14 protein-coding genes are annotated in these 14,690 nt (G+C 59.6%); 7 read left to right on the top strand and 7 right to left on the bottom strand.

Features of this window, described 5'->3' with window-relative positions; genetic code table 11:
• Positions 1-7 precede the first annotated feature (7 nt).
• The 7 genes from CPH17_RS06275 to CPH17_RS06245 form a co-directional block, all read right to left on the bottom strand.
• On the bottom strand, positions 8-1,945 hold the full coding sequence (locus CPH17_RS06275; protein ID WP_096298635.1) for an aconitate hydratase: 1,938 nt from the start codon (positions 1,943-1,945) through the stop codon (positions 8-10).
• Positions 1,938-2,471 carry a TRAP transporter small permease gene (locus CPH17_RS06270; protein WP_096298633.1) on the bottom strand — a complete coding sequence of 178 codons (534 nt, stop codon included), beginning with the start codon at positions 2,469-2,471 and terminating at the stop codon, positions 1,938-1,940. Before CPH17_RS06270 ends, CPH17_RS06275 begins: the two co-directional genes overlap by 8 nt.
• An 11-nt stretch (positions 2,472-2,482) precedes the next feature.
• Positions 2,483-3,529, bottom strand: a complete 1,047-nt coding sequence (locus tag CPH17_RS06265; protein ID WP_096298631.1) for a TRAP transporter substrate-binding protein — start codon at positions 3,527-3,529, stop codon at positions 2,483-2,485.
• 87 nt (positions 3,530-3,616) lie between these two features.
• Entirely contained in the window at positions 3,617-4,906 is a 1,290-nt protein-coding gene (locus tag CPH17_RS06260; RefSeq protein WP_096298629.1) for a TRAP transporter large permease, read from the bottom strand.
• A 13-nt stretch (positions 4,907-4,919) separates the two neighbouring features.
• Positions 4,920-6,143 (bottom strand): CaiB/BaiF CoA transferase family protein, encoded by a 1,224-nt coding sequence (locus CPH17_RS06255; protein WP_096298627.1) that lies wholly within the window; start codon positions 6,141-6,143, stop codon positions 4,920-4,922.
• Positions 6,144-6,185: 42 nt separating this feature from the next.
• Entirely contained in the window at positions 6,186-6,881 is a 696-nt protein-coding gene (locus tag CPH17_RS06250) for a GntR family transcriptional regulator (protein ID WP_172898690.1), read from the bottom strand.
• A gap of 453 nt (positions 6,882-7,334) precedes the next feature.
• A complete protein-coding gene (locus tag CPH17_RS06245; protein WP_074396976.1) occupies positions 7,335-8,288 on the bottom strand; it encodes a LysR family transcriptional regulator in 954 nt (317 codons plus the stop codon).
• 160 nt (positions 8,289-8,448) lie between these two features.
• On the opposite strand from CPH17_RS06245, the gene CPH17_RS06240 reads away from it, so the two are divergent.
• The 7 genes from CPH17_RS06240 to speB all read left to right on the top strand — a co-directional run bounded on the left by CPH17_RS06240 (position 8,449) and on the right by speB (position 14,588).
• Positions 8,449-9,279 (top strand): transporter substrate-binding domain-containing protein, encoded by an 831-nt coding sequence (locus CPH17_RS06240; RefSeq protein ID WP_096298625.1) that lies wholly within the window; start codon positions 8,449-8,451, stop codon positions 9,277-9,279.
• A 26-nt stretch (positions 9,280-9,305) separates the two neighbouring features.
• Entirely contained in the window at positions 9,306-9,962 is a 657-nt protein-coding gene (locus CPH17_RS06235) for an amino acid ABC transporter permease (RefSeq protein WP_074396974.1), read from the top strand.
• 13 nt (positions 9,963-9,975) lie between these two features.
• Complete coding sequence (locus CPH17_RS06230; RefSeq protein ID WP_096298623.1) at positions 9,976-10,674, top strand: amino acid ABC transporter permease; 699 nt, start codon at positions 9,976-9,978, stop codon at positions 10,672-10,674.
• A complete protein-coding gene (locus tag CPH17_RS06225) occupies positions 10,661-11,479 on the top strand; it encodes an amino acid ABC transporter ATP-binding protein (protein ID WP_096298621.1) in 819 nt (272 codons plus the stop codon). Before CPH17_RS06230 ends, CPH17_RS06225 begins: the two co-directional genes overlap by 14 nt.
• A 79-nt stretch (positions 11,480-11,558) precedes the next feature.
• Positions 11,559-12,278 (top strand): DUF1989 domain-containing protein, encoded by a 720-nt coding sequence (locus CPH17_RS06220; RefSeq protein WP_074396972.1) that lies wholly within the window; start codon positions 11,559-11,561, stop codon positions 12,276-12,278.
• A gap of 23 nt (positions 12,279-12,301) precedes the next feature.
• Positions 12,302-13,591, top strand: coding sequence for a M20 family metallo-hydrolase (locus CPH17_RS06215; protein ID WP_074396971.1), 1,290 nt, complete (start codon positions 12,302-12,304; stop codon positions 13,589-13,591).
• 10 nt (positions 13,592-13,601) lie between these two features.
• Complete coding sequence (gene speB, locus CPH17_RS06210) at positions 13,602-14,588, top strand: agmatinase (RefSeq protein WP_074396970.1); 987 nt, start codon at positions 13,602-13,604, stop codon at positions 14,586-14,588.
• Positions 14,589-14,690: the final 102 nt, after the last annotated feature.

The raw sequence follows: 14,690 nt of genomic DNA, 5'->3' as shown, positions 1-14,690 counted from the left end.
TCGTCGTTCATGGTGTGGAAGACAGGTAGTTGATCACGCCCCCGGCGGCAAGAATCGCCTGCTGGCGGGCGCTGAGCTCGTGGCGCAGGGTTAGCGTCTCGCCGTTATCCAGTGTTGCCGTGACCTCGCGGCTGGCGGCGAGCGCTGCGCGCCAGCCCTCGATACGCACCCGGGTACCCCGGCTCAATCGCGCGCGGTCGGCCGGGTCGACGAAGGTCAGCGGCAGCACGCCGAAGCAGGGCAGGTTCTGCCAGTGGATGCGGGCGATGCTCTCGGCGATCACCAGCTGCAGGCCCAGCAGTCGCGGCACCAGGGCGGCGTTCTCACGACTCGAGCCCTGGCCGTAGTTGGCGCCCCCGACGATGGCATGGCCGGCCGCCCCCTGCTCGCGGGCGCGGGCGACGTAGTCGGAATCGACGGCCTCGAAGAGGTGCTCCGCCGAGGCGTGGACATTGCTCCACAGCGGCAGTACTCGCGCGCCGGCGGGCATGATGTCGTCGGTGGAGATGTTGTCGTCCACCGCCAGCAGCACCGGCACCTCCAGGGTCTCGGGCAACGGCTCGATCAACGGCAGCGGCGGGGTGTTGTCGGTGGCCAGAAGCTCTACGCCCCGAGCCTGCTCGGCGGGCAAGGGCGGCTGGAACCAGGCATTGTCCAGCGCCATGTCGACGGGCTCGCGAGGCCTCGGGTAGGGCATGTCGAGGCTACGGGGGTCGGTAATCACGCCCTTGAGCGCCGAGGCGGCGGCGGTCTCGGGGCTGCACAGGAAGACGCTATCTTCGCGGGTGCCGGATCGACCGGGGAAGTTGCGTGGCACGGTGCGCAGGCTGTTGCGGCCCGCCGCCGGGGCCTGGCCCATGCCGATGCAGCCGTTGCAGCCGGGCTGGTGCAGGCGGGCACCGGCGGCGACCAGCGCGCCCAGGTGGCCCTCGTCGATCAGCGCGGCGAGAATGCGCCGAGTCGCCGGGTTGACGTCCAGGGAGACGTTGCCAGCCACGCTCCTGCCCTTGACGATCTCCGCCACCACAGCGATGTCGCGGTAGCCGGGGTTACCGGAGGAGCCGATGTAGGCTTGGTAGAGCGGCTGTCCGGCAACCTCGGCCACCGGCACCACCTTGTCCGGGCTGGAGGGCAGGGCGATTAACGGCTCGAGGCTCGAGAGATCGATGCGCTCCTCGCGGTCGTAGCGACAGCCCGGATCGGCGGCGAGCGGGGTCCAGTCGGCCTCGCGACCCCGCGAGCGCAGAAAGTCGCGGGTCACCTCGTCACTGGGGAAGACACTTCCGGTGGCGCCCATCTCGGTACCCATGTTGGCCAGCACGTGGCGGTCCATTGCGTCGAGCCCGGCCAGACCGGGGCCGTAATACTCGAGGATGCAGTTCTTCGCCCCGGCCACGCCGTGACGGCGCAGCAGTTCAAGGACGATATCCTTGGCGCTGACCCAGTCGGGCAGTTTGCCCTCCAGGCGCACGCCGATGATCTCCGGCATTGCCAGATAGAGCGGCTGGCCGGCCATGGCCATGGCCACCTCGATGCCGCCGGCGCCGATGGCCAGCATGCCCAGCGCACCGGCCGCGGTGGTGTGGCTGTCGCAGCCTACTAGACTCTGGCCGGGCACGCCGAAGCGCTCCATGTGCACCGGGTGGCTGATGCCGTTGCCTGGGCCGCTGTACCAGACCCCCAGGCGCTCGCATGCGCTCTTCAGGAAGAGGTGGGAGTCGGCGTTGATGTTGTCCTGCTGGATCAGGGTGTGGTCGATGTACTGCACGCTGGGTGAGGTGTGCACGCGGTCGAGGCCCATGGCGTCGAGCTCGAGCATGACCAGGGTGCCGAGGATGTCCTGCAGCAGAGCCTGGTCCATGCGCAGGGCGATCTCGCCGCCCGGCGTCATGTCGCCCTCCAGCAGGTGGTCCTTGATCAGTTTGTGGCTGAGGGTATCAGACATCGCCGGGCTCTCCATTCGGTGGTGGTGCGGCGTCGGGGTGTCGGACGCGACAAGCCGATTGCCAGGCATTGAGCAGGAACTGCAGGCCGAGCAGGCCGAAGCCGAGGGGCAGCATGGCGTAGGGGATGCCGATGGGCGTGCCCAGCGAGCTGGAGACCCGTTCGCCGTACTCGAAGGCCTGGCTCATCATGATGCCGCCGCGCCAGACCATGATGAAGCTAAAGGTTGCCCCCAGCAGGCCGGTGGCCACGCCGACCAGGGCCTGGACGCGTACCGGCAGCTTGTCGGCAAAGAACTCGATGCGGATATGGGCGTCGTGGCGCTGGGCCTCGGCCGCCCCCATTACCGCCAGGTAGACCAGCAGGAAGGAATTGATCTCCAGGCTCCAACTGGTCGGGGCGGAAAAGACGTGACGCATCATGGCGTCGTAGCAGATGGTGAGCGCCATGAAGGCGAGCACCAGGATCGAGGCGCCGCGCAGGACGGCCATCAGGCCGTCCCAGCCGCGCATGACGTAGGATGTCATGGCGTTCCTCCTCAGGCCTCGCCCAGGGCCAGGGCGATGGCGCGCTCGCCGACCTCTTCGCCGACATCTTCTTTCCAGTGGTCCCAAACGGCCTCGGTGGCGGCGTTGAAGGTCTCGAGGTCTTCCTCGCTGGGCTCAATGACCTCGATGCCTTCTTCCTCCATCATCGGCCAGTACTCGTTGGGGTAAACGTCGTCGTTACAGTGGGTGACGAAGTTGTCGTCGTACCACTTGGCGGCCTCCTCGAGGGCCGCACGGACGTCGCCGTCCAGGCTGTCCCAGCGGTCGCGCAGCATGAAGGGCGCCACCGTGAAGGCGGTGGTGGGCAGCTTGTAGCAGGTGGAGAGCTGCTCGAACAGGCTGCGCCCCACGACCGTGGAGATGTTGAAGATGCCGGCGTCCACGGTGCCACGCTGGAGCGCCTGGTAGGTCTCCGACGAAGGGATGCGGGTGGCGCCGATGTCGAATTCCTCCAGTGCGGTGGTCGCCTCGTAGCCCACCACGCGGATCTTCTTGCCCCGCAGGTCCTCCAGGGAGCGGATCGGGTTGTCCTCGGTGCTCCAGATGTACTCCGGCTCGAGGATGCCGCCGCCCGAGCAGAGCATGTAGAGGTTCTCCTCGGCGAGCTGCTCGTTGATCAGCTCCATCAGTGGGCTGCCCAGCTTGAGCCGCTCGGGGTGTTCATAGAGCGCGTTGACCACCCCGGGCAGGCCGGTGATGCCGAGGATCGGCAGCGAACGGGTGATGTAGGACAGGGTGTGGAACATGAAGTCCACGCTGCCGGCACGCAGGCCGGGCAACTGCTCGTCGGCGGTCAGCAGTTGGCCGGAATGGTGGTAGTCGAAGTCGATAACATCGGCGTGGTTATCGGCCAGGAACTTCACGAAACCGTCGGAGCCGTAGCTCAGCGCCTTGTAGGATGGCGTGATGTAGTTGACTCCGGTGAGGGCGGTGGCGGCCATCGCCCGTGGGGCGAACAGGCTTTGGGTGCCGAACAGGGTGGCGCCAGTGGTGGCGACGGTACCGTACTTGAGTACTTGGCGACGGGTGAGGGTCATGGTGAGACTCCTTATTGTTGTGCTTTTACGTGAGGGTTCACTTGGGTTGCATCGGTTGCGACCCCGTGGAGTCGCGTTGCGCCGGGGCTACATCAGCCCCGGCAACCACAGGCTGAGGCCGGGGAAGAACACGAACAGCATCAGCACGAGGAATTGGACGGCGACGAAGGGCAAGGCGCTGCGGATAATTTCCTCGATGGAGAGTTCCGGGCAGACGCCTCGCAAGGCATAGAGATTGAGCCCGACCGGCGGCGTGACCACGGCGATCTCCAGGTTGAGCACCATGACGATGCCGAACCACAGCGGGTCGTAGCCCAGCGCCTCAATCAGCGGCAGCAGCACCGGGGTGGTGACCACGATCAGCGACACCGCGTCGACCAGCATGCCGAGCAGGATCAGCAGCACCATGACCGCCAGCAGGATCGCCCAGGCCGGCAGGCCGCTGGCCGTGAGGATCTCGGTGAGCAACTGGGGCACGCGTACCATGTTGAGGTAGTCGCCGAAGATCTTGGCGCAGCCCATAATCAGCAGGATTACGCCGCTGATCCGCGCGGTGTTGCCGAGTATCTGCAACAACTTGGACCAGGTCAGGCAGCGAAAGATCAGCGCGGCGATGAGGAAGGCCCCCAGAGCCCCGATGCCCGCTGCCTCGCTGGGCGTGGCGAAGCCGGTGTAGATCGAGCCCAGCACCACCAGCACAAGCAAAGCGGCGTGCCAGATGTTGGCGAGGCTCTGGAAACGCTCCTTCCAGGTGAAGCGTTGCTCGGCGGCCGGGGCTTCCTCTGGGTTGAGGCTGACGCGGATGAAGATGTACAGCGACAGCGCCAGGGCCAGCACGATACCGGGCACGATACCGCCGATGAAGAGGTCCGCGACCGAGACGCTGGAGACCGCGCCGTAAATGATGAAGGGCACGCTGGGCGGAATCAGCATCGCCAGGGCGCCAGCGGTGACCACCGAGCCGGCGGCCAGGGTCCGGCTGTAGCCACGCTCGAGCATCTGCGGCACGGCGATGGAGCCCACCGCGGCGACCCCGGCCAAGCTGACGCCGGAGACGGCACCGAACATGGCCGAGGCGCCTACCGAGGAGATCGCCAGGCTGCCGCGCAACCAATTGAGCCAACGCACCGCAGCCTGGAAGAGGTTGGCGCCCACCGGCGTGGCGCCCAACAGGCTGCCCATCAGGATGAACAGCGGCAGGGCGACCATTTCAAAGAGGTTGAGCTGGCCAAACAGCGACGAGGGCGCGAAGAAGAAGGCCATTGAGCCGCGGGCCATGTAGAGCCCGAGCAGGCCCGACAGGCCCAGCGCCAGGAAGATGGGAAAGCCGAAGCCGATCAGCCCCACCAGTAGGATTACGACGATAATAGGTTCCATGGGGGTGCTCCGGTCAGATCACGCGTTCGTCGCGCAGGGCGTTAACGGCGTCGGGGGCGAGGCCGAGCCACTCGGCGAGGATGGTCTCGGTGTGCTCGCCGAGCGCGGGTCCCACGTGGCGGACCCGGCCAGGGGTCTCGGCCAGCCGCGGGAAGACGTTCTGCATCGGCAGCGGTTTGCCGCGGCGATCCGGCACCTCGACGATGGCCTGCCTGGCGCGGAAGTGCGCGTCCATCAGCATGTCCGGAGCCCGGTAGACCAAGCCGGCCGGCACTCCGGCCTCGGCGAGGATGTCGACTACCTGCTGGGCATCGTGCTGGCGCGTCCAGGCGGCCACCAGGTCGTCGATGGTCTGCTGATGTTCACCTCGAGCGCGGTGGGTGGCGTAGTCCGGGTGGTCGGCCAGGGTCGGCTGACCCATGGCGGTACAGAGGCGCCGGAATACCGTGTCTTGGTTGGCACCGATGATCACGTCGCGGCCGTCCCGAGCGGGATAGGCGTTGGAGGGGGCGATGCCCGTCAGGAAGCTACCACTGCGTTCGCGTACCCGACCGGCACGAGCGTACTCAGGGATCAGGTTCTCCATCATTGCCAGCACCGACTCGAAGATGCTGCTGTCGACTACCTGGCCGCGACCGGTGCGGCTTCGCTGGTGAAGCGCCATCATGGTGCCCAGCGCGGCATGCAGGCCGGCCAGAGTGTCGCCGATGGAGACGCCCACTCGGACCGGCGGGCGGTCGGGATAGCCGCTCAGGTAGCGCAGTCCGCCCATGGCCTCGCACACCGAGGCGAAGCCGGCCCGCGAGGCGTAGGGGCCGTCCTGGCCGAAGCCGGTGACGCGCACCATTACCAGCCCGGGGTTGTGGCGGGAGAGTTCCTCGAAGCCCAGCCCCCAGCGCTCCATGGTGCCGGGGCGGAAGTTCTCGATCAGCACGTCAGCCTGGGTGGCCAGTTCGCGCAGCAGTTCCTGGCCGCGTGGCTGACGCAGATCCAGGGTCAGCGACTGCTTGTTGCGGGCGATGACGTTCCACCAGAGGGGCTCGCCCGTATCACTATCCTCCGCCCCCCACTGGCGCATGGCGTCACCTTTGCCGGGCGGTTCGACTTTAATTACCTGGGCACCGAAGTCAGCCAATACTTGGCCGCAGTAGGGGCCTGCAATCAGTTGACCGAGTTCCAGGACCTTAATGTCACTCAGTGGAGTAGGAGTAGAGGGTTGGGCTTCGTGTTGAATCATTGTTGTTATGACGCCTCTATTGGATTATTTGATGGATGCTCGCTAATAGTCAGGAGCATCGGAAAAGCGGAAATGCAGCGACTTTGCAGCGAGTAGGTGAGCGCTCATGACTCGTTCGGCCCATAATGGGCTACCCTCAGTGATGGCTTCGAGAATCTCACGGTGATGGCGCATGCTGCGGCGAAGGCTAGCAAGGTCGTAGTTACCAAAATTACGTCGTATTACCGAGGTGCGTACCACGCTCTCCAACACGGCACTCAGGCGCTGGTTTCCACTCGCGCGAATTAGTTCGCGGTGAAACTCGTGGTTGAGCGAGGCGATCTCGTTACGTACCGATGGCTTTGTATCGGCCATCTCAGTGAGCTGTTCCATGTCTGAAGCCATCGCCTCGAGCCTGGCCAAGCAATCCTTGTGCATGTGCTCACAGGCCATGCGTACCGCCATAGGCTCCAACACCAGTCGCAATTCAAAGACCTCACGAGCGTCTTTCTCCGTCCAGGCCGTCACACGAGAGCCGTGATGGGGAATCATCTCAAGCCAACCCTCTGAGACTAATTCGCGAAGGGCCTCACGGACGGGCGTTCTGCTCACTTCGAGTTCACGGGCGATATTCGCTTCACGAATGTACTCATGACCTCGGTAGTGGCCATCTAGAATCCGCTGTTTGATGACTTCGTGCACCTTAGTCGTGGCTGTTTGGACCACGGGAGAAGGCGTTGTGTGAACTGCGTTCGCCATCTGTTTTCCTAAAATTGTATGCAGTTTTGAATCTAGCTAAGTTATAAACCCCTATAAATTGAACTTTTGTCTATTATTGTATGCAATGTAGGTGATTCGGAGTAAAGAAGCGCAGCGGACTAGCGTGATGGCGAGAAGTTAGGGAGGTATACCGAAGGCAACATCAGAATCTCATCCACTTTCTGAGTAGGCGGGCCAATAACATGGGAAAAGAAGTCGCTACCAGATACCCTGATCCCTTCTCATTCATGAGGATGCTGATTGAGCATTTTGGAGTCTTGGCTTGTCGGCTTCGGTCTTCAGCAGTCGTATCTATGGCTTGAGCATCTGCTGGCTGATGCCCAAGTGCTGCTCTTATCTTAGTTATTTATAACTTTCAGGAATTGAGTTTGGCCGTCAAAGTAGCCGAGATTCTTGCACTTGGTCATTGCGACCGCCGCAACAAGGACCAGTCTAATGATATCCATTAAGTGTGAACTCCTCTCCTTTATTAGCATCGGCCAGATGCGATTCTTGCCAAAGCCTGGATACGAGTTCTTGAATAAAGGTCCGCACGATAAGAGAAGGGCGCCGACCTGCACGGGTAACGACGCAAAAGGGCGACGCGATCTCTACTTGATCAGGCAGTAGCGCTTTGAGCTCACCACGCTCAACCCAATGAGCGGCGTAGTAATGGGGTAAATTGCCAATAAAATGGCCGCTCAAGATCATTAACGCTTGGGCCTCCATGTTGGAGGCATGCGCACCAACCTGTGCATTGGGAAAGCTCTTAAGCTCTTGAAGATTGGCGTAAGGCCTGACCACGAAAGGGTGCTTAATGACATCTTCCACCGTGAGTTGGTGGCTGTCGCGTTCAAATAGTGGATGGCGTTTCGCGCAATACATGCCATGCACCTCGGTATAGACCTGACGATGCTGCAAGCCTTCCATTTGGGCCGTTTCAGGCAATATCCCAAGTTGTACGTCTCCGTTGGCGATTTCACCGATTAAACGGTCGGGGCTACTCACATTGATATTCAGGCGTGCCTTGGGATTTTTGCGTAAAAACTCACCAATGACGCCTTGTAGATCAAGGTCTACATCCATAATCGTGTTATCAACCACCCCTAAGCGAAGGGTGCCATAGACGGAACTGCGTAACTCGCTCATCTCGCTGTCAAAATCATCGACCGAAGCCAGCAGTAATTTGGCACGCTCATAGACAATGGCGCCACGCTCGGTCAGTTCAAACCCCTGCCGTCCCCGTCGGCAGACGGTAAACCCCACGCGTTCTTCAAGTGCTCGAATGTGGAAGCTGACCGCGGATTGGCTCATGTGGAGCGCCGTTTGCGCACCGGCGAAGCCACGATGCTCGGTGACGGCCAGAAAGACGGAAAGGCTTTTAAGATCAGCGGCTGAAAGCTTCATCAGAATGCTCTACGTTAGTGCGTTTAACATCAATAAAACGGGAGTGAACATCGAAAGATAGCAATTTTATTGTTGCATGGTTCCTGCTTAACTCAAGGTGTTGTTGCTCAGATGGCTTGCGCCACTGAGACCCGAGCATCACTCGTCCGAGGAGATCCCCATGCATCGTACAACGGCTATTACCGCTGGTTTACTGCTCAGCGTCAGCTTTGCCTCCACCGCCCATAGCGATTTGCTTGATGATATTCGCTCAGAGGGCACGTTTACGGTCGGCACTGAAGCGCGTTTCGCCCCTTTCGAATACATTGAAGACGGTGACATCGTCGGCTACTCAGCTGACATCATGGAACACATCATGCCTGAGCTTGGTGAGGACGTGGAATTGATCCGTATGGACCTGCCTTGGCAAGGCATTCTGCCAGGTCTGGAGCGCGAGAGGTTTGATTATGTCGTCACCTCCGTGACCGCCACCCCGGAACGCATGGAACGCTATCACTTAAGCGCCCCCATCGCCGACGCGACCATGGCCATCCTCAAACGCACCGGTGAAGACGACATCAGCTCCCCTGAAGACATCGCGGGCAAAGTCGCGGCAGCGCAGTCGGGGTCGGCGCAATTAGAAGCCCTGGAAGCGTTAGCCGCAGAGCTAGAGGAGGCAGGAACACCGGTTGAGGACATCCGCACCTACACAGGCGTCGATGAGGCCTATGCCGAGTTGGGAAACGGACGAGTCGATGTGGTCATCAACAGCTTGCCTAACCTGCTAGAAGCCGAGCGTACGCGCCCAGAGGTCTTTGAGGTCGTCGGCACCTTTGGTGATCCGGTTTACTTCTCTTGGGCGGGCCGTGATAACGAGGAAAGTGCTTCGCTAAATGCCTTTATGGACGAGCAAATCCAACGGCTCAATGAGGACGGTACGCTCGAAGAGCTACAGGAAAAATGGTTCGGTTCCACAATGGATCTGCCCGATGAGCTTCCTTCCGCAGAATAAACCGCCACTAACGCTCTGAGTGCCATATGTTTGAGATTCTGCTCAACCACTATCCGGCTCTTGTTGAAGGCTTGACCACCACATTGGTGGTCTCGCTTTCCGCCATCGCATTTGGCTTGGTACTGGGTGTCTTACTGGCTTTCGGATTGATGAGCCGATATCGCCTTTTATCCTGGCCATGCGGCCTTTACCGAAGCTTTTGGCGAGGGACGCCCATCCTGCTGCAATTGCTGTTGGTCTACTACCTGCTGCCGGAAGTGGGTATAGAAATAGCCCCTATCTATGCGGCGATACTCACACTCACGTTGAATACGGCAGCGTTTCAATCGGAAATTTTTCGCAGCGGGATCAGCCACATTCCAGCTGGCCAAATAGAAGCCGCCCGTATGGCGGGGATCTCGGATTGGCAAACCCGGAAGCGCATCATCATGCCTCAGGTGTTCCGCCTTACGTTGCCACCATTAACAAACGAAATCATCACTATCCTCAAAAACTCATCGCTCATCTCGGTGATTGCAGTGACGGAGTTGATGCGGGTTAGCGAGCAAATTGCATCGCGTACGTTTCAGCCACTGGAAACGTACTTGGCGGCGGCGTTGCTTTATCTGGCCGTAAACCTGGTGCTGGCACGCGTCAGCGCTTATTTGGAACGCCGCATGGTCGGCGGTCTCGCCACCGAGTAAGGGAGCGTCCTACATGTTTGATATCGCAATGCTATGGGAAGCACGTGAACTTATTCTACAAGGCTTGTGGAACACGGTATGGATCTGCTTTTTGGGCTGCGTGCTGGCCCTTTCGCTCGGTTTGGTGCTTGCCGCCCTTAGGCTCGCGAACCCCCGGCTATTCGGCTATCCGGTGGCTTGTTACGTGGAGATATGTCGAGGAATTCCGCTGCTAATTCTGCTGTTTTTACTCTACTACGGTGGTCCAAGCATAGGTTTAGACTTAAGCGCGAGCGTCGCTGGCGTTGTCGGCATCGGTCTGTATGGGGCGGGATATTTTGCTGAAATTTATCGCGGCGGCTTCAAGTCGGTTCCTAAAGGACACTTGGAAGCGGCGCGCATGCTCGGCATTTCCCCACGGCATGTGTTAACCCGCATTCAGATTCCTCAAATGGCGCGTTTGATAGTGCCGCCAAGCACCAACCAGCTAATTATCTTGGTAAAGGAGTCTGCCCTGATATCAATCATCTCGGTGGATGACCTGACCAAAAATGCCACGTCTATCGTCAATCAGACGTTTCAAGTCATTGAGCCCTACCTGGCGGTTGCCTTGCTCTATTGGTTGATCATTGAACTGATTGCACGAGGCGGCTATGCACTGGAGAAGCGCTTAGCCAATCGTCAGCCACGCCCCATCGAACCACGAGGAGATACCCGCCATGCCCATGGTTGACACGTTAGCGACAACACCGTCTACCCGACAAAAAGCGATTGTCGAGGCGCAGGGCGTAAGCAAGCAATTTGGCGACCTTGAGGTGCTGACCGATATCGACTTCAGTATTTTGCCTTCCGAGGTGGTGTGTGTGATAGGGCCCTCAGGATCAGGTAAATCGACCCTGTTGCGTTGCCTGGCTTTCTTGGAGCCCTATGATCACGGCAGCGTTTATATCGACAGCCAACTGTTGGGCTACGAAGACAGCGGTGGGAAACGCGTTCGCACCAGCGAGAAGCGCGTGGACGAAGTGCGCGCTTCCGTCGGCATGGTCTTCCAGCATTTCCATTTATGGCCTCATCGCACGGCGCTTGAGAACGTGACCGAAGCGCTGCGACTGGTCAACGGTCTTTCGCGACGAGATGCCAACGAGGAAGGCATGGCCATGCTTGAGCAAGTCGGCCTGGCCGACCGTGCCGGGCATTTCCCTGAGAGCCTTTCAGGCGGGCAGAAGCAACGAGTCGCCATTGCAAGGGCCCTTGCCATGAAACCCAGAGTGATGTTTTTCGATGAACCTACTTCCGCTCTTGACCCTGAGCTGGTTGGGGAAGTGCTGGAGGTAATGAATAAGCTGGCTGCCGACGGCATGACCATGGTGGTGGTCACTCACGAAATGGGCTTTGCCGCAAAAGTGGCCGACCGGGTGATCTTTATGGATCAAGGCCGCGTGGTAGAGAGCGGCGCGCCTGACAAGCTATTCCGCCAACCCCAAAGCGAACGCCTTCAGCAATTTCTTAACACCTGGCGCGAGCGCCATATCGATTAACGGACGTACTGCGTCTATCAACCGGTGCCATTCACTTTTTACAACGTAAAGGCGATGGTCAACATCCTTGGAGAACCCTATGAATACTGCGACACCCTTTGATCATGCGCGTATTGAGCAACTGCCCAAAAGTAACACTGAGCCCTGCGGACATAACCACACGCTGGACACGCCAATTTCCCCGGACGGCACGCCTGTCTTGGGGGAGCGTTATGAAGTGGCTGCCCGGGGTGGCCGAGCAGTGCGTCTAAAAGCGGGGCAGACTATCCGCATCATCAATACGCACGGAACCCAGGTGTGCGATACCTGGGCGTTCAGCACCCACAATCTCAATGAATTCATGTCCTGGGAGCATGGCCGTGCCTGGCTCAGCGGGTTAATCCCCAAAGTCGGCGACCCGCTGATAAGCAACCGTCGCCGTCCGATCATGACCCTCACAGCAGATACCTCTCCTGGCATTCACGATACGTTAATGGCCGCCTGCGACCTGTTTCGATACATGACGTTAGGCGTCGAGGACTACCACGACAATTGCGCTGATAACCTCCGCCTGGCCATGAAAGCCATTGGCATTGATGCCCCCGAAGTTCCCCAACCGTTCAATTTGTGGATGAACATTCCGGTTAATGATCAGATGAACGTTGACTGGTGTCCGCCTGTTTCTAAGCCAGGTGATTACGTCGACCTACGCGCTGAAATGGACTGTGTCGTGGCCATGTCATCCTGCCCTCAGGACATCATCCCGATCAATGGGGAGGACTGCGAGCCGGTGGAAGTGCATTTCGAGGTTCACGAATAAACAACACAGTGACGGAGAGCCCAATGGTCCACGACCCTGCCTCGCCCAACGATCAAACCGCTTGTGATCTCCCTGCTATTGCGGCAGCCGTCAACCCGCGGCGTCTAGCCAAGGATCTGGCGACACTTGCGATGATCGGTGCTCGCGAAGATGGCGGTGTGGCGCGTTTAGCGTTGGACAGCCATGACATCAGTGCAAGGCGATGGCTTGTTGAACAGGCCAGCGAGCTAGGGGCTAACGCGAGCGTCGACGCGATGGGTAACGTATTTCTTGATCTGCCCGGCAGCGACCCAGAGCTAGCCCCTGTCGTGACAGGCAGTCATCTCGACAGCCAACCGGCAGGTGGCAAATACGATGGTGCATTGGGGGTATTAGCCGGCCTTGAAGCGCTTCGCGCGCTTAAAGCGGCTGGCTTTACCCCACGCCACCCTTTATCCCTGGTGAGCTGGACAAACGAAGAAGGGGCGCGTTTCTCTCCTGGAACCTCCGGGTCGGCAGTTTTCTGCAATGTGCGAAGCCTTGAGGCAACCCGGCTGATTAAAGATAGCGAGGGCATGACGATGGGGCATGCACTTGATATGTGCTTGGCCGAAATGGACGCCGCCGACGTGCCTCGTCGTCCGATGGCGACGCCTATGCACGCCTTTATTGAGTTGCACATTGAGCAAGGGCCCATCCTTGAGCGAAAGGGGGCCTCTGTGGGGGTCGTCGAGGGCATTCAGGGAGTGAGTTGGTTTGAAGTTACCGTGGAGGGTAGCGCCAACCACGCGGGCACCACACCGCGTGCCCATCGACGCGATGCATTAGAAGGCGCCTGCGCGGTGGCAACCGCGCTAAGGGAAGCAGCACGGGATAGCGAAGATCGTGTGCGCTTTACCATCGGCAAATTCGATGTCAGCCCTGGCTCAGTGAACACGATTCCCGACCGCGTCACCTTCAGTATCGATTTACGACACCCAGAGGGAGCAACACTCAAAGCATTGGAAGCCACGTTCAACGACATCACACAACAAACCTGGGCAGGTTGCCGGGTAACGCTTGCCTCGCTATCCCGGATTGAGCCGGTGGCTTTTCCTGACACCCTGACGGCACAAATCGATGCCACTGCAGGCGAGCTAGGGATCACTGCGCCTCACTTGGTATCGGGCGCCTTTCATGATGCCATTCATCTCGCCAACCACTGCCCAACGGCCATGCTGTTTGTGCCTTGTCACAAGGGGCTTAGTCATCATCCGGATGAACATACCGAGCTCGATGACGCCGTCGTTGGCACGCAACTGTTAGCCGCCAGCTTGGCGCGCTTAAGCCAATAAGGAGCATAAAATGGCCAAAGGCACAGACGGCACTCGCCTCAATGCCGCCACTGGCGAACATTACCTACCCCGCCACGAACCCCGTTACCGAGAGATCGCAAGCTTCCTGCGGGCTCCGCTTGCCGACACTTTGGAAGCGCTGGATATTGCCTTGGTGGGGATTCCGTTTGATGGCGGCGTCAGCAATCGTCCCGGCACTCGTCACGGACCCCGTGAAATACGCAACCAGTCGAGCATGATGCGCAGCGCGCATCACATCACCGGACTGGACCCCTTTGCCCAGGCACGCATTGCTGACATCGGCGATGTGCGATTTTCCTCAATCTACGACCTTGAAAAAGTCTCTGATGATATTGCCGCCTATTACGCGGCCATTCGAAACGCAGGCGTTATTCCACTGAGCGCTGGTGGCGATCATTCAGTTACGTTTCCCATTTTACGCGGCTTAGCGGCCGACGACCCCGTAGGATTGATCCAAATTGATGCCCACACCGATACCTGGGACGAGTTTCAAGGATCGAAATTTCACCATGGCGGACCCTTTCGCCTCGCCTGTGAACAGGGCCTGGTCGATCCCAAGCGTACCGTGCAGATCGGTATTCGTGGTGCCCAGAACACGACGCAAGGCTGGGACTATTCTCATGACACCAGCATGCGCGTCATGTTTATGGAAGAAGTGGATGCGTTGGGTATTGACGCGGTCATCGCGGAAGCCCGTCGCGTCGTCGGCAATGGGCCGGTGTATTTATCGTTCGATATCGACAGCATCGATCCCGCGTTCGCCCCTGGTACCGGTACACCCGAAGTCGGTGGCCTTACCAGCCTGCAAGCACTTCAGCTCGTACGTGGTTTCCGCGGTTTACCGCTCATTGGTGCTGATGTCGTAGAAGTATCACCCCCCTTTGATCCCAGCGGTATCACGGCATTGATGGGCGCCACCCTCATGTATGAGCTTCTTTGCTTGATGGCTGAAGGGGTTGATAACACAAAAACCTAAAATGCCTGAGTTCAACTAAATAAGTTGCAGCAACTACGTGCCGCAAAAATAAATCTTGGCCATTGACCCCTCCGCGATGCCAGAAACAGAGCTTGGCGCGTA

This window comes from Halomonas sp. hl-4, from assembly GCF_900215475.1.
Taxonomy (GTDB): domain Bacteria; phylum Pseudomonadota; class Gammaproteobacteria; order Pseudomonadales; family Halomonadaceae; genus Vreelandella.
The sequence above is the reverse complement of the archived record's forward strand: the minus strand, read 5'-3'. Positions and strand labels throughout refer to the sequence as shown.

Bases quoted from the DNA above. Each gene is read 5' to 3' on its own strand.
- CPH17_RS06275 (WP_096298635.1), bottom strand. From the start codon at position 1,945: ATGTCTGATACCCTCAGCCACAAACTGATCAAGGACCACCTGCTGGAG.
- CPH17_RS06270 (WP_096298633.1), bottom strand. From the start codon at position 2,471: ATGACATCCTACGTCATGCGCGGCTGGGACGGCCTGATGGCCGTCCTG.
- CPH17_RS06265 (WP_096298631.1), bottom strand. From the start codon at position 3,529: ATGACCCTCACCCGTCGCCAAGTACTCAAGTACGGTACCGTCGCCACC.
- CPH17_RS06260 (WP_096298629.1), bottom strand. From the start codon at position 4,906: ATGGAACCTATTATCGTCGTAATCCTACTGGTGGGGCTGATCGGCTTC.
- CPH17_RS06255 (WP_096298627.1), bottom strand. From the start codon at position 6,143: ATGATTCAACACGAAGCCCAACCCTCTACTCCTACTCCACTGAGTGAC.
- CPH17_RS06250 (WP_172898690.1), bottom strand. From the start codon at position 6,881: ATGGCGAACGCAGTTCACACAACGCCTTCTCCCGTGGTCCAAACAGCC.
- CPH17_RS06245 (WP_074396976.1), bottom strand. From the start codon at position 8,288: ATGAAGCTTTCAGCCGCTGATCTTAAAAGCCTTTCCGTCTTTCTGGCC.
- CPH17_RS06240 (WP_096298625.1), top strand. From the start codon at position 8,449: ATGCATCGTACAACGGCTATTACCGCTGGTTTACTGCTCAGCGTCAGC.
- CPH17_RS06235 (WP_074396974.1), top strand. From the start codon at position 9,306: ATGTTTGAGATTCTGCTCAACCACTATCCGGCTCTTGTTGAAGGCTTG.
- CPH17_RS06230 (WP_096298623.1), top strand. From the start codon at position 9,976: ATGTTTGATATCGCAATGCTATGGGAAGCACGTGAACTTATTCTACAA.
- CPH17_RS06225 (WP_096298621.1), top strand. From the start codon at position 10,661: ATGCCCATGGTTGACACGTTAGCGACAACACCGTCTACCCGACAAAAA.
- CPH17_RS06220 (WP_074396972.1), top strand. From the start codon at position 11,559: ATGAATACTGCGACACCCTTTGATCATGCGCGTATTGAGCAACTGCCC.
- CPH17_RS06215 (WP_074396971.1), top strand. From the start codon at position 12,302: ATGGTCCACGACCCTGCCTCGCCCAACGATCAAACCGCTTGTGATCTC.
- speB (WP_074396970.1), top strand. From the start codon at position 13,602: ATGGCCAAAGGCACAGACGGCACTCGCCTCAATGCCGCCACTGGCGAA.